This is a genomic window from Streptococcus lutetiensis, assembly GCF_900475675.1.
GTDB lineage: Bacteria > Bacillota > Bacilli > Lactobacillales > Streptococcaceae > Streptococcus > Streptococcus lutetiensis.
Window position 1 is genome coordinate 1,471,548 of record NZ_LS483403.1, and the last position, 19,119, is coordinate 1,490,666.

Annotated in this window: 17 protein-coding genes; 2 read left to right on the forward strand and 15 right to left on the reverse strand. The window is 37.6% G+C overall.

Annotated features, from left to right (window positions below; all coding sequences use genetic code 11):
• Positions 1-12: 12 nt before the first annotated feature.
• Positions 13-1,779 carry a glycerophosphodiester phosphodiesterase gene (locus tag DQN23_RS07410; protein ID WP_111712984.1) on the reverse strand — a complete coding sequence of 589 codons (1,767 nt, stop codon included), beginning with the start codon at positions 1,777-1,779 and terminating at the stop codon, positions 13-15.
• 317 nt (positions 1,780-2,096) lie between these two features.
• Between DQN23_RS07410 and DQN23_RS07415 the strand changes: the two genes are divergently transcribed.
• Positions 2,097-2,549, forward strand: coding sequence for a universal stress protein (locus tag DQN23_RS07415; RefSeq protein WP_014335239.1), 453 nt, complete (start codon positions 2,097-2,099; stop codon positions 2,547-2,549).
• Positions 2,550-2,626: 77 nt separating this feature from the next.
• On the opposite strand, the gene DQN23_RS07420 is transcribed toward DQN23_RS07415, so the two are convergent.
• Positions 2,627-4,030 (reverse strand): Cof-type HAD-IIB family hydrolase, encoded by a 1,404-nt coding sequence (locus DQN23_RS07420; protein WP_043895110.1) that lies wholly within the window; start codon positions 4,028-4,030, stop codon positions 2,627-2,629.
• A 70-nt stretch (positions 4,031-4,100) separates the two neighbouring features.
• On the opposite strand from DQN23_RS07420, the gene DQN23_RS07425 reads away from it, so the two are divergent.
• Entirely contained in the window at positions 4,101-5,063 is a 963-nt protein-coding gene (locus DQN23_RS07425) for an asparaginase (RefSeq protein ID WP_020917399.1), read from the forward strand.
• A gap of 48 nt (positions 5,064-5,111) precedes the next feature.
• Here DQN23_RS07425 and DQN23_RS07430 read toward each other — a convergent pair whose 3' ends face one another.
• The 13 genes from DQN23_RS07430 to DQN23_RS07485 all read right to left on the reverse strand — a co-directional run bounded on the left by DQN23_RS07430 (position 5,112) and on the right by DQN23_RS07485 (position 19,103).
• On the reverse strand, positions 5,112-5,321 hold the full coding sequence (locus DQN23_RS07430; protein WP_014335241.1) for a helix-turn-helix domain-containing protein: 210 nt from the start codon (positions 5,319-5,321) through the stop codon (positions 5,112-5,114).
• Between the two features lie 124 nt (positions 5,322-5,445).
• The gene (locus tag DQN23_RS07435; protein WP_231872444.1) at positions 5,446-5,793 is read right to left on the reverse strand and encodes a DUF2975 domain-containing protein; all 348 of its coding nucleotides are present in this window, start codon (positions 5,791-5,793) and stop codon (positions 5,446-5,448) included.
• A 69-nt stretch (positions 5,794-5,862) separates the two neighbouring features.
• The gene (locus DQN23_RS09370) at positions 5,863-6,087 is read right to left on the reverse strand and encodes a hypothetical protein (protein ID WP_228380485.1); all 225 of its coding nucleotides are present in this window, start codon (positions 6,085-6,087) and stop codon (positions 5,863-5,865) included.
• The gene (locus DQN23_RS09375; RefSeq protein ID WP_231872446.1) at positions 6,084-6,329 is read right to left on the reverse strand and encodes a hypothetical protein; all 246 of its coding nucleotides are present in this window, start codon (positions 6,327-6,329) and stop codon (positions 6,084-6,086) included. Before DQN23_RS09375 ends, DQN23_RS09370 begins: the two co-directional genes overlap by 4 nt.
• Before the next feature lie 56 nt (positions 6,330-6,385).
• Positions 6,386-6,853: a hypothetical protein gene (locus DQN23_RS07445; RefSeq protein WP_020917400.1), complete on the reverse strand. Its 468-nt coding sequence runs from the start codon at positions 6,851-6,853 to the stop codon at positions 6,386-6,388.
• A gap of 493 nt (positions 6,854-7,346) precedes the next feature.
• On the reverse strand, positions 7,347-9,362 hold the full coding sequence (gene recG, locus DQN23_RS07450) for an ATP-dependent DNA helicase RecG (RefSeq protein WP_111712985.1): 2,016 nt from the start codon (positions 9,360-9,362) through the stop codon (positions 7,347-7,349).
• 85 nt (positions 9,363-9,447) lie between these two features.
• The gene (alr, locus tag DQN23_RS07455; protein WP_061408551.1) at positions 9,448-10,554 is read right to left on the reverse strand and encodes an alanine racemase; all 1,107 of its coding nucleotides are present in this window, start codon (positions 10,552-10,554) and stop codon (positions 9,448-9,450) included.
• Between the two features lie 67 nt (positions 10,555-10,621).
• A complete protein-coding gene (gene acpS, locus DQN23_RS07460; protein ID WP_039696339.1) occupies positions 10,622-10,981 on the reverse strand; it encodes a holo-ACP synthase in 360 nt (119 codons plus the stop codon).
• A 121-nt stretch (positions 10,982-11,102) separates the two neighbouring features.
• Positions 11,103-12,158: a 3-deoxy-7-phosphoheptulonate synthase gene (locus DQN23_RS07465; protein ID WP_020917404.1), complete on the reverse strand. Its 1,056-nt coding sequence runs from the start codon at positions 12,156-12,158 to the stop codon at positions 11,103-11,105.
• Positions 12,159-12,161: 3 nt separating this feature from the next.
• Entirely contained in the window at positions 12,162-13,193 is a 1,032-nt protein-coding gene (locus DQN23_RS07470) for a 3-deoxy-7-phosphoheptulonate synthase (RefSeq protein WP_058814218.1), read from the reverse strand.
• A 62-nt stretch (positions 13,194-13,255) separates the two neighbouring features.
• On the reverse strand, positions 13,256-15,811 hold the full coding sequence (secA, locus tag DQN23_RS07475; protein ID WP_043895111.1) for a preprotein translocase subunit SecA: 2,556 nt from the start codon (positions 15,809-15,811) through the stop codon (positions 13,256-13,258).
• Positions 15,812-16,108: 297 nt separating this feature from the next.
• Complete coding sequence (gene scrK, locus DQN23_RS07480; RefSeq protein WP_020917407.1) at positions 16,109-16,990, reverse strand: fructokinase ScrK; 882 nt, start codon at positions 16,988-16,990, stop codon at positions 16,109-16,111.
• A gap of 154 nt (positions 16,991-17,144) precedes the next feature.
• The gene (locus DQN23_RS07485; RefSeq protein WP_111699047.1) at positions 17,145-19,103 is read right to left on the reverse strand and encodes a sucrose-specific PTS transporter subunit IIBC; all 1,959 of its coding nucleotides are present in this window, start codon (positions 19,101-19,103) and stop codon (positions 17,145-17,147) included.
• Positions 19,104-19,119: the final 16 nt, after the last annotated feature.

Sequence of the window (19,119 nt, forward strand, 5' to 3'; positions counted from 1 at the left end):
ATAAACTTTCCTTTATAATTTTTCAATCCAAGAAAGATTCGTTAATCGCAAAAAATAATCAAGATAACTGTCATTAGCTGCCAGCTCTTTTTCAATTTTCCGAACGCTAGTTGGGTAGTCTGTAATAATGCCGTCAGTACTTGTTTCTAAGTACCTTTCAATATCATCTCTAGAATTGATTATCCAGACGTAGATTTTCTTACCATTTTGGTGAGCTTTACGCGCTAGAAGTTCATTGTAAGAGAAGTCTTCAATTGCATAAAAATCTACTTTTTGACTTGTAAAATCACCCAGTTGGAATGAAATGGTGTAACCAGACTGAATAGTAGAATCAAGCTTTTTGACCTTCTCAATGGTTTTTAAGTCAGCTGACATAACCAGATAAGAAGAGTCAACATGCAACTCTTTCATTTTATCCACAAAGAGTTGCTCATAATTGTCAGGTTCATTTCCAGTTGGTTTTAACTCCACCAACAACTTAATACCTAGTTGTTTCGCCTTAGCCACATAGTCTTCAAAAGAAACCAAGTGTGACTCATAACCATTTTGTTTTATTTTCAAACCAAGGATATCTTTAGCTTGAGATTGAGAAATCGTAATATTTTTCCCTGTCAGACGTTTAAGATTATCATCATGACTGACAATAAAATGGCCATCTTTTGATAAGATAATATCTAATTCTGAATAACTTGCTCCTGCCTTAGCAGATGCTTCTAAAGACTCTAAAGAATTTTCAACACCCTGAGAAAGCATGCCTCTGTGTCCGATAACCGCTAAATTTTTTGATGGGTCACCAGAAGCTTTCAAAGCGTTGTATGTAAAATTAATACCACCAATAAGCAGTAAAAGTCCAGTTAAAGCTAACATGCGATGTTGCTTTTTATTTTCTCTTATCGGCAGCTTTTGAGGAGTTTTAGGGTCAAAACCTTTTAATAAATAGGAAAGAAAAGCTAACTTGAAGACCAAACGTCCTGCAAAAAGAACACCCCAAACAAAAGATAAAAATAGCGTCTCAACCCAAAAAGTCTTCTCACTGCCATCAACCAAAGCTGCTAAGCCAATTCCTGCAGCACTTAAAAGGCTAATAATAGCTGTAATGATTATAACCACAAGACCAAAGCCTAACACTCGAAAGATTTTCCTACCCTTAGTCAACTGCCAAGATTCCTTCAATGAAACCGCAAAGCGATTGTATTTTTTAGTCACTGCCAAAGGAAGAGCGTAGATAAAACGAAGATTGAGGTAAGCAAAGATAGCATATAATCCAAAATAGATTATTTTCCCATTTGTAGACTTCGTCAGCTCTCCAGAAATAAAATTAGGGATATATAGATTTTCTAACAGAGCAGATGACACCAAAAATTCGATAAAAGGAATTGTTAATATCAAATAGAAGAGAAAATCTAAAAAATGCCAACCTGAAATAGATTTAAAAAAATGACGGCTTCTTTCCTTAAAATAAAAAAGTCCCACTCCTAACTTAGCTTCCTTACACTCGATGATTTCTACTAATAAAGAGAATTCTAGATAAATCAAGAAAGCCAGTAACAAAAGATACACAAATAAGAGACCTAAGGTGAGTGGATTGGTTAAAAAACTTAAGAGATTATCCGTTGCCATTCCAGGAATATTTGAATTAATGAGAACAACTTTTAAAAGGAGAGCTAATAAATAAGCGCCAATTGTCGTCATTAAAAACTGGAGAATACTTGCTCTTAAGACATAAATATACTTGTGTTGATTCAAATCTTTTAAAACCAATTTTATATCTTTAATCATACTTTTCCTCACTTTTACCATTATAGCAAAAATATTCAGAAAAATTCCTTAAACGCTTTCATTTTTAAGACAAATAGGTTATAATAATTTTAGGGATATTTCTTTAGGTAAATGTAAGCGTTTAATGCTACCTTATCTTATCCCGTCTAGATTATTAAAATTATTGATATGGGCAGGAAGTTTGGAATGCGAAATGTTGTTACGTTTTAACAACAGACGGATAACTAACCTTAGTTCTCGATAAACCAAGATTTCTTACCAGTCCTATGTTTTCGCTTGATTTTACGCTCTTGCTAGCATAATTAAGGAGGCAGCTTATGTCACATCATTATGAAAAAATCCTAGTTGCTATTGATGGTTCTTACGAATCAGAATTGGCTTTTGAAAAAGGGGTAAACGTTGCACTACGTAACGGCGCAGAGTTACTACTTACACACGTCATTGATACACGCGCACTTCAAAGTGTTGCTACTTTTGACACTTATGTTTATGAAAAACTTGAACAAGAAGCAAAAGAAGTGTTAGATGACTATGAAAAACAAGCTCGCGACAAAGGTTTAACTAAAGTCAAACAAGTCATTGAATTTGGTAATCCTAAGACTCTCTTAGCACGTGATATTCCTGACAAAGAAGGAGCTGATTTAATTATGGTTGGGGCTACTGGTCTTAACACATTTGAACGACTTCTCATCGGTTCTTCATCAGAATACATCATGCGTCATGCAAAAGTCGATTTGCTAGTTGTTCGCGATAGCGAAAAAACATTCTAAGTCTTGAGTAATATCAATTCTCTTTAATAATAATTTTTAATCAACTATTCTATAATTACGAAAAAAACCAAGTTGGTCTAACGACTAGCTTGGTTTCTTTTTTTACGATTAAGTGATTTATGAATTTGTCGGTCCAATTCACGTTTGATAGCTGGTTCTGGTGCAAATTTTTCTTCCCAATCATCTGGTTTTAAAATCTTGTGAGTAGTCGGGTCAAAATGTGCCTGACCATCAGGGAAGATTTTTCCCATATTTGATTCATGAATAATATCAAAGAAAGGTTTTGGGTCAACTCCCATTAAAACAAAGGAACCATAAGTCAGGTATAACAAATCTGTCAGAGCATCCACCTGACCAACAAGAGGTGTTTCTGGGTGTTCTTTACTTTTAATCTTAGTCACGGCTTTATCAACAGCTTCGTGCAAGTTAGCCACTGACTGCTCGAAAGCTTCTGGATTTCCCTTACTTGTCGCATATAAGAACTCGACAATCTCTTCAACCTTGAAGTCTGAGCGATGATCAGCTTCTTCGACACCATAAAGCCGTGGTGTCTCGCAAGTTTCTCCGTCCATTTGATGGTGGAAATCTTTGACTTTATTGAAGTTGTCATCTTGACTATCAAAGTGTTCACCAACTTCAACATGAATCAAACCGTAGTGAGCTAAGGCTTTTGAAATACCATCATTGTTGTTAGTATCTGTTGTATAAGTGGCGATAGCTTTTACAGATTCTTTGGCATTTCCCATAGCAACGCCAGTGCCGACACCAGATAACATTTCAATATCATTATCAGAATCACCAAAGGCCATGACCTCATCTAGGCTAAAGCCAAACATCTCACCGACTCGCTCAATTCCTTTGACTTTGGATTGTCCTTTTGAAATCAAGTCAGCTGAATAAGGGCTACTACGTGTGACTTTAATATGAGGAAAAGCATTTTGAATATTAGCTGTTTCACCTTCAGTTGCCACAAACACCACTTGATAAATCGGTTGACGCATAATCGCCAATAACCCATTTAAATTTTGTGGTTTGAAACGTCGGATAAAGTGTTTAAAGCTGCGCTCCACCGCTTTTGCCCAACGTTTCGGGACAAGTGTGCTAACAACTTGACCAAAACGACTTGTCCCCATGTTGATAATACGAGAACCTACCAAACCTGAAGCTGTTCCCAGAGAGATTTCACGGCGATGATCATTGGCATAACGAATCAAACGATAAACTGTCGACACAGCCATTTGATTATGATAAAGCACCTGATCTCGTGTAAAAATGTACTGACCATTATAAGAAATCGCAAAATCCAAACCAAGATTTTCTAGATATGGTTGCACAAAACCTGGCCCACGTCCTGTTGCTACTCCCACAAAAATCCCTTGTTTTTTCAAGCTATTAATAGCTTTCAAGGTCGATTGTTGCACATTCTTACGATCATTCAAAAGTGTCCCATCAATATCAAAAAATACTGCTTTTATTGCCAAACCGTTTCTCGCCCTCCCTCTTTATGTTAAAATAGATTATATCACATTTTTAAAAGGAAGTTTTATTGTCATGAAAAAAATCCTTGTCTTGCACACAGGTGGAACCATCTCAATGCATGCTGACGAAGACGGTAATGTCCGCCCAGAAAATGATAATCCGATGAATCACGTCGGTGTCAATCTTGAAGATATTCAAGTGACAGCACTTGATTTTTTTAATGTGCCGAGTCCACACATCACACCAAGACACATGTTAAAGCTTTACCAAAAAATCAAAGAAGAAGCTGATAACTTTGACGGTGTGGTTATCACTCACGGAACAGATACTCTTGAAGAAACAGCTTATTTCCTTGATACCATGGAAGTTCCTAACGTTCCAATCGTGCTTACTGGTGCTATGCGCTCATCAAATGAACTAGGGAGTGACGGTGTTTACAATTACCTCAGCGCCCTTCGTGTTGCGAGTCACGAAAAAGCAATTGGTAAAGGCGTTTTAGTGGTTATGAACGATGAAATTCACGCCGCAAAATACGTGACAAAAACTCATACTACTAACGTTTCAACCTTTAAAACACCAATCCATGGACCCTTAGGCATCATCATGAAACATGATATTCTCTTCTTCCGAACAGCTGAACCTCGTGTTCGTTTTGATTTACAAGATATTTCAGGTACCGTTCCAATTATCAGAGCCTATACTGGTATGGGTGGCGATGGTATTATTAGTTTCCTTAATCCAAGCAATGTTCAAGGTGTGGTCATCGAAGCGCTTGGAGCTGGGAATATGCCACCACGCGCTGCCGAAGAAATCTACGACCTCATCAAACAAGGCGTTCCTGTTGTTCTTGTCTCACGTTGCTTTAACGGAATTGCTGAACCAGTCTACGCCTACGAAGGAGGCGGCGTTCAACTCGCTAACGCTGGGGTTATGTTCATCAAAGAACTCAATGCCCAAAAAGCCCGCCTAAAACTTCTCATCGCTTTAAATGCAGGGCTAAAAGGACAAGAATTAAAAGAATATATTGAAGGGTAATCATCTGATTAATGCTAAAAAGCTGAAGCAATTGCTTCAGCTTTTTTGTTACTCTTCATCAGGAATGTATTCTAAAATATCACCAGGTTGACAGCCTAACTCACGACAAATCGCATCTAGTGTCGTTAAACGAACCGCTTTTGCTTTACCTGTTTTTAGGATAGAGAGATTAGCATTTGTAATACCGATACGTTCAGCTAATTCACCTGATTTCATTTTTCGTTTTGCTAATTCAACATCAAGATTAATTTGAATCATATGACTACCTCTAAATTGTAAATTCATTTTCCTCAGCAATGACATTAGCTTCTCTTAAAATCATTGAAAATACCCAAACAATAAATGCCGCTACTAGATAAGCCCAGTTAACAAAAGATAAAACTCATGAACCAGAACACAAACTTTGGAGCCAACTATCTAAAAATGCAAGGGCAATAAAATTATACTCAACATAACGTGCCAATTTTACATTTTCTGGAGTAAAAATATTATTATCGATAATATTTTTGAAAAACATTTTCACAAAAACAAGGAGCGCAATCCAAAGGCATGAATTAACAGCAAACAAACTAAGAAATGATGGCGAATGCAAAAGCTTTTCTGGAATATTTACATCAAATGAAAAACCATTTCCAGCTTGATTCATCAAGTTCAAATGTGGTTGTGTCAACGAAAGAGAAATAGCAACTACTGTAGATAAAACGATTAAGACGATTGCAATATTAATCACAACATTGGCAACTTTCAACGCTTTACAGTTTGTTTTCTTTATGATTGTCTCCTTAAAATTATTTTCCCGTTAAGCTAAGCGACGAGTGCGAAGCCATTTACTAATTACAACAGCAAGGGCTAAAGAGCCACAAACTGAAAAGTCAACTGTCATATTACTTGTATTAGAAGCATTTGTCAAGATGTTTTGAAAAACTGATACCACAAATGTGTAAAGAGTTGCTTTTTTCAAAAAGCTATAAGCTCGGTCTAAAAGAATATCAGCAACTGTCAAATCAGAAAGGAAAGTTTTCATTTAGTAAGTCCGTAAATAATGGCACCATTTACCAGACAAGTCAAAAATGTAATACCCCAAGTATGTTGGCTCTTGCTAATTGCCCACTCAATCATACCGTATTGGCCGAGAGCCATTTTATCATAACCGTAAAAATGTGAAGCAAAATCAGCAAAAATGATTAAAATAAGCCTCACAATAGTGATATTGACAGCAATTTTGGCAATAGTTTTAGCAGCAGTTTCGATAGTTTTTGTGTTCATGATAAACCTCCTCTTAAAGTTAATTGATAATTGGTAAAATGACGATAATTCTTGGGTTAGGCCACGTGACGTCCACGTAGGTATTTAACAAGTAAGAAAGCAAGGCAGAAATAAGCGCAAATTGAAAAATCAAAAATAAGTTGAGCTTGGTGCATTGATGTTGATAAAAAATTTTGAAGAAATGATGCAAAGAATGTGTAGATGCTTGCTTGTTTTAAAAAGTGGTATATTTTGTCAGCTAGTACTGCTTTTACAGTGAAGTTTGCAATAAAATGTTTGAGTTTTGTCAATCCGTAAATCATGGCACTGTTTGTCAAGATTGTCAGTGCTGTTAGTAGCCAAGTGTTAGTATCTTTTCCGATTGCCCATTCAATCACACCGTATTGTCCAACGGATTTAGTATCGTAACCATAAACATGTGAAACCAAATCCGCAAGGATTGTTAAGACTAAAACGATATTTGTAAGATTGATAGCAACCTTAGCGACTGTTTTGACGATGTTTTCGATAGTTTTTGTGTTCATGATAAATCTCCTAAAAAACGTTTTCCTATTGGATTTGTGGTTGAGCTTAATTGTTAAATCCGTTTTGCGATATTAAATTATTCTTTTCCGAAAACATTTTATTGTTTTTCGATATAATTAGTATACTGCAAGTTTTTCGTTTTGCAATACTTTTTTATCGAAAAACGATATTTTTTGCGTAATTTTTAAGAATTTTATCCAAAATCAAGGATTTTCCATAACAAATGCCACTAAAAAAGCCCAGTCACTTTCGACTGAGCTAAATTATCACCATGGTCTTATGTCTTTTAGGGATTTTACTGCCATAGCATTTATCAAAAAAGAGTCCTCTTTTATCAGCCTACTTTCCGTAAGCTGGTTTCTCGTCAATTTTTTTAGCAAATGTCATCTTATAAGTTACGTTTATTATCATAAGCTTACCTCATCTTTCATTTGGTAAAGCCATTATAAAAAGGAAAGCTTAAGCTTTCCTTGTAGAAATCTTTCATAAACCTTAATCAAAGTTACCTTTATCTTTGAGATTTTGAGTGATGATTTGCCATTGTGGTTCTTGGCTCCAATTTGGATTTGAAACGATCTGGCTAGCAACTCGTCTAGCTTCTTCTAAAATATTATAATCTTCCACAATATCTGCTACTTGAAATTCCGGAATTCCAGATTGTCGTGTTCCAAAAATTTCACCAGAGCCACGCATTTTAAGATCAGCTTCAGCCAGTACAAAACCATCTGTGGTTTCTGTCATGATTTTCATGCGTTTTTTTCCTGTCTCAGTCTTTGGATTAGCAACCAAAATCGCATAAGATTGCTTGTCACCACGCCCAACACGTCCGCGCAGCTGGTGTAGCTGACTAAGTCCAAAACGATCAGCATCCATGATAATCATAATAGTTGCATTTGGCACATTGACCCCAACTTCAATCACTGTCGTTGAGACCAGAACCTGACTCTTTTGAGCTTTAAAGTCTTGCATGATAGCTTCTTTTTCTTCATTTTTCATGCGTCCGTGCATCAAAGCCACGTTGGCACATCCTGCAAAATACTCAGACAAATCTTCATGCAATGCAATCGCATTTTTCAAATCCAGAGATTCAGATTCCTCAATCAAAGGTGAAATGACGTAAGCTTGCGCACCTTTTTGCAATTCTGTTTTGACCCAGTCAAGGACAATATCCAACTGCTCATGCTTAACCCAGCGTGTGATAATTGGTTTTCGCCCTGCAGGCAATTCATCAATAATGGAAACATCCATTTCACCAAAAGCGGTAATGGCAAGCGTACGTGGAATAGGCGTCGCTGTCATCATAAGCACATCAGGATTTTCACCTTTTTCGCGGAAAATACGACGCTGATTGACCCCGAATCGGTGCTGCTCATCTGTAATAACAAGTCCTAGACGATGGTAGCTCACCGCATCTTGAATCAGCGCATGTGTTCCCACAATCATATCCACAGAACCAGCCGCAATGGCAGCAAGAGCGACTTTTTTATTAGCTGCCTTCATACCTGACGTCAAGATAGCAATGGATAAATCAGGGAAAAACTGTGTTAAACTCTCGAAATGTTGTTCAGCCAAAATTTCTGTTGGCACCATTAAAGCTGATTGAAAACCAGCCGTGTAGGCTGCATACATGGCAAGACTTGCAACTACCGTCTTACCAGAACCAACATCCCCTTGCAAAAGGCGGTTCATATGGCCACCAGAGCACATATCAGATAAAATATCACTAAGACTGCGCTTTTGCCCACTCGTTAAATCAAACGGCAAGCTCGCTATCTTATCAGCCACTTTTTGCTCATCGTATGCAATCATAAGACCGTTAGCTTCTGATTTATTATCTGCCTTCAAAGCTTGCAGATTCATCTGAAAATAAAAAAGTTCTTCAAACTTTATACGACGAAGGGCTTGCTTGTATTCTGCTAAATCCTTTGGAAAATGCATGGCTTCAGTTGCTCTTGCTCGCCCTAGTAAACGGTACTTACCCAAGAAAACTTGGGGTAGATTCTCAGGCAACCAATTTTGTGCGCCAAGAGCAAAAGCAGATTTTATGGCTTTAATCAAAGCATTTTGCGAAATGCCCTGCGCCACACGGTAAACAGGCTGCATATCATCTTCAACCTGCGCTAAAATCTTCATACCAGTCACTACGGATTTTAGAGCATCCCATTTTCCGAAAATCGCCACATCACTGCCAAGCTCAACTTTATCTGCCAAATAAGGCTGATTGAAAAAAGATACCGCAATAACGGCTTCACCTTGCTTGATTTTAAAAGACAGTCGATTACGCTTATAACCATAATACTGAACATTTGCTGGTGTTACTACTGTTCCAACAATAACAGCTTTTTCCCCGTCAACTAAATCTAAAACACTCTTGCTCTTAAAATCTTCATAACGAAAAGGATAATAAAGTAGCAAATCCTCAATCGTATAAATGTCTAATTTATGGAATTTTTCTGCCGACTTAGGACCTAAGCCTTTCAATTCCTCAATTGATGATTGTAAATTCATAAGACCTCACTTTGCTATTATTATAACAAAAAATAGATTCTAAATCGCCGTAAGAAAATCACGACAATCTAGAATCCTTTTTATCTTATTTTGAATAGAAACGTGGGATACGGTCACTTAGAAGACAAAGTACTTCATAATTGATAGTACCACGTTTTTGAGCTAAATCAGTAGCTGAAATAACCTTGTCACCTTCTTGACCAATTAAAGTTACTTTAGTACCGATTGGGAATTTTTCTGGCAAACGAATCGTGATTTGGTCCATTGACACGCGCCCAATGATTTCACAAAATTGTCCATTCACAAGAACTGAAAAACCTTGCAAATCACGAGTCCATCCATCAGCATAACCAATTGGAACAGTCGCAATATATTCTTCTTTTTGAGCAGTGTAAGTTGCACCGTAACCAACAGTCGCACCAGCTGGGATTGTCTTTACGTGAACAAGCGCTGATTCCAAGCCAAGAGCTGGTTTAATCGGATATGGAAGAGCAATATCTGTTCCACTTGGATTCAATCCGTACATCACGATACCAAGACGAACGATATTGAAGATTGTTTCGCTGTGCCAGATACTTGTCGCTGAGTTACTAGCATGAACAAGGGCTGGTTTTTCACTCAAGTTGTTAACAATATTTGTAAAGAATGCCAATTGCTCATTAAATTTAGTATCATCAGCTTCATCAGCTGTAGCAAAGTGAGTGAAGATACCTTCTACATTAGCGCCAGATTTTTTCAAGTTAGCCATTAAGCTTTCAGCTTCTTCAAGACTACGTACACCAATACGTCCCATACCAGAATCAACTTTCAAATGAACGTTAACCCCTTTAAGGCTGATGTCTTGCTCATTTGCTAAATCAAGCCATTCTTGGCTAGCAACAGTTAAGGTAATATCGTAATCACGTGCTAAAGCAACTTCATTAGGCATGATAACACCCAAGATTAAGATAGTTTCTTCAATACCTGCTTCACGAAGTTCGAGAGCTTCATCGACATTTGATACACAAAAACCGTCAACTAAGTGGTGCACAGCTCGCGCAACCTTTTTAGCACCATGTCCATAAGCATTAGCCTTAACAACCGCAAAAGCTTTTTTCCCTTCTGGAATATTAGCTTTAACCGCCTCAATATTATCACAAATAGCCCCTAAATCAATTAAGGCTTTTGTTGGTCGGTGTAAACTTGAAATCATTTTTTCTCCTCCAAAGCTAGTAAAAAATTTCTCGATTAATCCTACTTTTCATTTTTCAAAAAATTTGTTACTCATCATCTTCTAAGATAACACTGGCTTGCACAAGATTCCCCGTATGAGAAAGTGAGATAAAGCATTTACCAGTAAAAGGTGACTGGGTAATCTCAGGCGCACCTAGCTGGTTATTCAAGATTTCAATATCTTGAAAACCAAGTGTCCCAATTCCAGTCCCCATTGCCTTAGCAAAAGCTTCTTTTGCAGCCCAACGTCCCGCCAAAAATTCCATTTGCCTTTTCTCAGCCTTAAAACCTGAAAAAACTTGAAATTCTTTTTCTGTCAGCACGCGCTTTGCAAATCTATTATTCTTCTCATACGCTCGCTTGATTGCATCTATTTCTTGCAAGTCAATGCCATGACCAATAATCATACGTCTCCTTTGTGAAAAACGATTTTAAACCAAATCAAAACTCTTATCAGCTTAATTGCTTAATGATTTCCAAAACTAAGGAGCTGAGAAAAATCCCCAGCCCCATAGGTTATTCAATTAATTAGAATAGCAATTCCTCATAAGAATCATGACTTAAGGTTGCATGGATTTCACGAATCAATTTTTCAGTTTTATCCCATCCTAGACATGGGTCTGTGATCGATTTTCCAAATACCTCTGGTGTATCTTGGCGACCATCTTCCAAGTAAGATTCAATCATGAATCCACGTACATACTTGTTAATTTTATCACTCCAGTCGCGATTAATCAATGTTTGACGGACAATACGGATTTGTTCAAGATATTGTTTACCAGAATTATCATGATTTGTGTCCACAACGATAAATGGATTTTCAAGTCCCATTTTTTCGTAGTGCGCAATTGCTTTCAACAAGTCATCATAATAGTAGTTTGGCATATTTTCGCCATGCTCAGTTAGTGCACCACGAAGAATAGCATGCGCCAATGGATTACCATCTGTTTCAACTTCTGCATTATGGTAGATGAAGTTTTGTTTGTTTTGTGCGGCATAAATACCGTTAAACATCACATTCAAATTACCAGATGTTGGATTTTTCATTCCTGCAGGGGCATCAATTCCAGAGGCAACAAAGCGGTGTTCTTGGTCTTCAACCGAACGAGCTCCAATAGCATGATATGACACCAAATCATCTACCAAGGTAAGGTTATCAGGATACAACATCTCATCTGCAGTTGTCAAACCAGTTTCTGTGATAACTCGATAATGCAAATGACGAACCGCAGCAACACCATTAATCAAATCTGGAAGTTTTGATGTATCAGGCTGATGCATCAACCCTTTATAACCATCACCATTTGTACGCGGTTTTGCTGTATAAACACGCATGACAATGAAAATCTTATCTTTCACTTCTTCTTGAAGTTTCGCTAAACGATGAGCGTATTCAAGTACAGCATCTTCATTATCAGACGAGCATGGACCGATAACCAAGAGAATACGGTCATCTTCACCTTTGATGATTTTTGCCAATTCAGCATCACGTGCTTTTTTCTTAGCAAGAAAATCACCTTCTAGTTTTGATAGTTCTTTGACTTGTGCAATATCAATCGTTGCACTTTTTTGATGTATTCCCATAATTTATTTACCTAGTGTATCGTAAATTTCGTGAACAAGTTTTTCGGTATTGTCCCAACCAAGACATGGGTCTGTGATTGATTTACCAAAGACTTCAGGTTTGTCTTGACGTCCGTCTTCTAAGTATGATTCAATCATGAAACCACGAACGTATTTATTGATTTTTTCGTTCCAATCACGGTTAATCAATGTTTGACGGACAATACGAACTTGTTCTAAATATTGTTTTCCTGAGTTGTCATGGTTAGTATCGATAACGATAAATGGATTTTCAAGTCCCATTTTTTCGTATTGCTCGATAGTATCGATGACATTATCATAGTAATAGTTTGGCATATTTTTACCATATTCGTTAAGTGCACCACGAAGGATAGCATGTGCAAATGGATTACCAGATGTTTCTACTTCTTCACCGTTAAACAAGAATGATTGTTTATTTTGTGCAGCATAAATACCGTTAAACATAACATTCAAGTTACCTGAAGTAGGGTTTTTCATCCCTGTTGGGACACTAATGCCTGAAGCAACAAAGCGGTGTTGTTGGTCTTCAACTGAACGCGCACCAACAGCAATATAAGATACCAAATCATCTACCAATGGAAGATTTTCTGGATAAAGCATTTCATCTGCTGTTGTTAAGCCAGTCTCTGAAATCACACGATAATGAAGGTGACGAACGGCTTTAATACCGTTAATCAAACTTGGTGCTTCTGATGTATCAGGTTGGTGCATCAAACCTTTATAACCATCACCATTCGTACGTGGTTTTGCTGTGTAGACACGCATTACCATAAAGACACGGTCTTTAACTTCTTCTTGAAGTTTTGCCAAACGACGAGCGTATTCAAGCACAGCATCTTCATTATCAGATGAGCAAGGGCCGATAACCAAAAGAACTCGGTCATCTTCACCTTTAATGATAGCTTCTAATTCGCGATCACGAGCTTCTTTTTTAGCTAGAACGTCACCAGTTAATTTTGATTCTTCTTTAAGAGCATCGAAATTAATCTTTTTACTTGTTGCTTTAAATGACATATATTTTCCCTCTCCTGAAATTAGTTAAGATTTCATCTATTATACCATTTTCAAGAGGTTTTTCAATGAATTGTCAGAATTTTCTGTTGTCTTTTTTGAAAATGTTTACGACCGTGGCAATTTTTGAATTTTTTACCTGATCCACATGGGCACAAATCGTTACGTTTAACGTTAGAGTAATCGATATCAGATTTTGCTTGAACATGTTGAGCAGAGATATTCTTTTCAGCCATAGTTGTCGCACGTTCAGTTGAGCGTTCACGTTCTTGTTGGTGAATTTGTGCTTTCATCATTGTACGTGTCACGTCAAATTCAATGGCACCAATCATTGCTTGGAACATACGGAAACCTTCTGATTGGTATTCAACAACAGGGTTATTTTGAGCGTATCCACGCAAACCAACAGATTGACGCAATTGATCAAGGGCATCAATGTGGTCTGTCCACTTGTTATCCACAACCATCAAAATCAAAACTTTTTGGAATTCTTTAACGGCTTCTTCATCGTGAAGTTTAGCGATTTGAGCATCGTAAACTACCAAAGCACGTTTGTAAAGTTCTTCTTTGATTTCTTCAAAATCTAGATTTTCAAGGTCAGCTAGTTTGATAGAATCTTCCGAAACCAAGTTTGATTTAGCAAAATTCAAGATAGCCTTGATACCTTCTTCGCGGTCTGCACGGCTGTGAGCATCAACAGCACGATTAATTGTACGTTTAATCATTGCTTTGATTTCAGGTGCCAAATCACGGTCTGCTGTGATAACATCGTGACGTTCAGCATAAATGATTTCACGTTGTTCACGCATCACATCATCATATTGAAGGACTTGTTTACGCATATCGTAGTTGTTACCTTCAACACGTTTTTGAGCTGATTCCACTTGACGTGTCAACATCTTAGATTTGATAACAGCTTCATCTTCATCAAGGTTCATGCGATCAAGGAAAGCTTTAATACGATCTGAACCGAAACGACGCATCAAATCATCTTCAAGAGATAGATAGAATTGTGATTCACCTGGGTCACCTTGACGACCTGCACGTCCACGAAGCTGATTATCAATACGACGGCTTTCGTGACGTTCTGTACCGATGACACAAAGTCCACCAAGTTCACGTACACCTTCACCAAGTTTGATATCTGTACCACGACCAGCCATGTTAGTTGCAATTGTAACGGCACCACGTTGACCAGCGTTCATGATAATTTGCGCTTCTTTAAAGTGGTTTTTCGCATTCAAAACTTCATGTGGAATACCAGCTTCAACCAATTTCTTAGAAATAATGTCTGATGTTTCAACGGCAACAGTACCAACCAAGACCGGTTGACCTTTAGCGTGACGACGTTTAACATCTTCAACAACTGCTCTAAATTTAGAAGCAAGTGTTGGGTACAACAAATCTGGGTGGTCAATACGTGCTACAGGTTTGTTAGTTGGAATCGGAATGATACGCATATTGTAAACTTCGCGGAATTCCTCTTCTTCAGTTTTGGCTGTACCAGTCATACCTGCCAATTTTTTGTACATGCGGAACATGTTTTGGTAAGTAATTGATGCACTTGTCTTAGATTCTTCTTGGATACGTACACCTTCTTTAGCTTCGATAGCTTGGTGCAAACCATCAGAGAAACGACGACCTTCCATTGTACGACCAGTAAATTGATCAACAATCAAGATTTCACCGTTTTCACTAACCACATAATCAATATCCAAAATCATAATGTAGTTAGCACGAAGAGCGTTATCAATATAGTGTGTTAAGGCAACATTTTCCAAATCATAAAGATTTTCCAAGTTGAAATATTCTTCAGCTTTATCGATACCACTATCAGTTAGACCGATTGTTTTTGTTGGTACATCAATGACATAATCAACACTTTCAAGTGTTTTAACGAATTTATCTGCACGAATGTAAAGTTGACTTGTTTCTGAAGTAACTTGACCAGAGACAATCAAAGGTGTTCTTGCTTCATCAATCAAGACAGAGTCAACTTCATCGACCAAGGCAAAGTTCAATGGACGTTGAACCATATCTTCTTGGCGAACAACCATGTTATCACGAAGGTAGTCAAAACCGATTTCTGAGTTTGTTGAATAAGTGATATCACAGTTATAAGCTTCACGTTTTTCGTATGGTGATTTAGCAGAAAGGTTGATACCTACTGAAAGACCTAACCAGCTATAAACTTCACCCATTTCAGTCGCGTCACGTGTTGCAAGGTATTCATTAACAGTTATAACGTGAACACCTTCACCTGCAAGTGCGTTAAGGTAAACTGGCATAGTCGCAGTCAATGTTTTACCTTCACCAGTACGCATTTCTGGCACGTCACCATTGTGCATAACAATACCACCCATGATTTGAACACGGTATGGATAAAGCCCAAGAACACGTTTTGCAGCTTCACGAACAACCGCGAAAGCTTCTGGCAATAACTGATCTAGCGTTTCACCATTTTGATAACGTTGTTTGAATTCTGGTGTTTTTGCTTTTAATTCTTCATCAGACAAAGCGGCCATCGCATCAGCGTATGACTCAACTTTCTTTGCAATTTTTTCTAATTTTCTTAGTTCGCCTTTATCGTTTTCGATAACAGTTCGTAGAATATTTGCCATCCCAATTCCTTTCGATAAACTTATCATTACATTTTATCATAAAAAGCGCTCCTATACAAGAATACGCTATCATGACAACTAAGCCATAAACTAGATAAAACGGTATGATTTTTTAGTATTTATTAATAACATTCTAAGTATTTTCTGAGCATTCACCTGTTTCGATTATACTCTTTTTTCACCTTAACAACAAGAAAGCACTGTATTTCACAGGAATTATCAGTGTAAAAAAAGATTGAAGAGCAGTCCTGCAGGACTTTTCCTCAATCTCACTTACATCTTGTTAATCAAAATAAATTAACGTTCTGAAACTTTCTTAGCTAAGGCAAAGTTTCCAAGTGTTGCAGAACCATTTTCAGCAACTCCTGGTGTTACGATATATTCAGTAACATCTGGAACTAGTACATAATCATTTAACAAAGCTTTAAATTTATCGCGAACACGTTTTAACATGTGTTCTTGTGCCATAACACCACCACCAAATACGATGACTTCTGGACGGTAAAGAAGTGTTGCTTGAATAGCTGCTTGGGCGATGTAGTAAGCTTGAACATCCCACACGTCTGAGTTAAGTTCAATCAATTCACCACGAATACCTGTACGTGCTTCAAGTGATGGACCAGCTGCCATACCTTCAAGACACCCTTTGTGGAATGGGCAAACGCCGCTAAAGTTATTAGCAACATCATGTGGATGTGGAGCAACATAGACGTGACCTGCTTCTGTGTGACCAAGACCACCGATGAATTGAACATTTTGAATAGCGCCAGCACCGATACCAGTACCGATTGTGTAGTAAACAAGGCTCTTAACACCTTTACGGACAATTATTTCACCGTAAGCTGAGCTATTAACGTCAGTTGTGAAATAAAATGGGACTTTGAAGTGTTTTGAAATCAAGCCAACCAAATCAACATTAGCCCAATGTGGTTTTGGAGTTGATGTAATATAACCATAAGTTTCTGAATTTTGGTCGATATCAATCGGACCAAAAGAACCAATGGCAATACCAGCCAAATCTTCTTCAAAACGTTTGAAGAAAGCTACTGTTTTATCAATTGTTTCGTAAGGTGTTGTTGTTGGAAATTGAACTTTTTCAACAACTTGGAAATTTTCGTCACCAACAGCACAAACAAATTTTGTTCCACCTGCTTCTACACTACCGTATAATTTAGTCATGTTATCTCCCTTTTAAATGCTATTTTATACACAATATTATACAAAATTTCAAAAGATATATCAAGTATAAAAGCGCTTATATTTCTTTATTTACAAGGTTTTAACTCCATTTAAAAAGAGGTATCAAAGTACCTCTTAAAATATACATATATATTTATTCAAGTTCAAGTAACGCAACACCTTCAGAAACTTTTCCTTGAGCAACTGGAGTTACTTCAGAGTAATTTGCAGTATTTGTAACAATAATCATTGTTGTATCATCAAGACCTGCTTGTGCGATAGCTGAGCTATCAAATGTCGCAAGAACATCACCTTTTTTAACTTTTTGGTTAGTAGTAACTTTTTGTTCGAAACCTTTACCTGCCATTGATACAGTATCGATACCGATGTGGATAAGGATTTCTGCACCGTTGTCAGATTTCAAACCGTAAGCATGACCAGTTTCAAATGCAAGTTGAACAGTACCATCAACTGGTGAGTAAACTGTGTTGCCTTCAGGCTTTACAGCGATACCTTTTCCCATAGCTCCTGATGAGAAAACTGGGTCATTTACTGATGAAAGTTCTACAACTTGACCAGCAAGTGGGCTTACAACTGTTTCTTCAGAAACACCTGCTTGTGAAAGAGCTGATACTTCTTTAGCAACTTCTTTGCCATCTTTAACAGCGTGTTCATCTGATTCGACTTGAGCTTTAGCAGCGTCTGCTGCTTCAGCCGCAAAGACACCTGCTGCTTTTGTTTTTCCGTAGAAGTATGTAAGAGCAAATGCAACAGCGAAGCTGATTAATTCACATACAACGTAGAATGGGATTGAAGAAGCGTTGATTGAAAGGAATCCAAGGAAACTTGCTGAACCAAGTGAAACAGCAACTACTTTAACCAAACCTGCAACTGCTGCTGCAACTCCTGAACCAATCAAAGCACAGAAGAATGGGAAACGGTATTTCAAGTTAACACCGAACAAAGCTGGTTCTGTAATACCAAGAAGCGCTGATACACCTGCTGAAGATGTAAGACTCTTAGTTTTAGAGCTTTTAGTCAAGAACCAAATTGCAAATGTTGCTGCACCTTGTGCAACGTTAGCCATTGAAGCAACTACGAAGATGAAGTCACCATAACCAACACCTTTGGTCCATGCTGACAACAATTGTGTTTCAATAGCTGGGAATGACTGATGAAGACCAGTCATAACGATTAGTGAATAAGCACCACCAAAGATACCCATTCCGATAAAGCCTGTTGTGTTATACAACCAAACAATAATATCAGTAATAGCGTTAGAAACGACCATCATTACTGGACCAATGACTGTAAATGTCAAGAATCCTGTAATCATTACTGACAACAATGGGGTGAATGTAAAGTCAACTGATGATGGAAGTTTTTTGTGGAAGAATTTTTCCAATACAGATAGCAACCAAACAGCAACCAATACTGGGATAACTTGGTAAGCGTAGTTTGTTTGTGCAACATGGTAACCAAAGATATTCCAGAATTCAGAAGCACCACCAAGATCTGGTGTTGTCATGATCATACCAATAGCAGCACCCAAGAATTGGTTAGCTCCGAAACGTTTAGCAGCTGAGATACCTACTAAAATTGGCAAGAACATGAATGGTGCAGCTGACATCAATTGAATCATGGCAGAAATACCATCAATAGCTGGGAACATTTCTTCAATTGATTTAGGGCCGAATAATCCTTCAGCTGTCAAGAAGTTACGTAATGCCATCAAAAGACCACCTGCAACAAGCGCAGGAATAATTGGTACGAAGATATCTGATAGCAATTTAATCAACGCCATGATTGGGTTGAATTTTTTACCACTACTTGCAATTTGTTTCAAGTCATCAGTAGAAACTTCTGAAAGTCCAGTTTCTTTGATTAATTCATCATAAACAAAGTTGACATCACCTGCACCGATGATTACTTGATATTGACCATCAATTTTAAAAGTACCTTTTACATCTGGATTGTTATCCAAAGCTGCTTGGTCAACTTTTGTATCATCCTTAAGTACGAGACGAAGACGTGTCGCACAGTGTGCAGCTGCAATAAGATTGTCTTTTCCGACTGCCTTAACGACGTCAGATGCTACCTTACCATAATCCATTACAGTAACTCCTTTA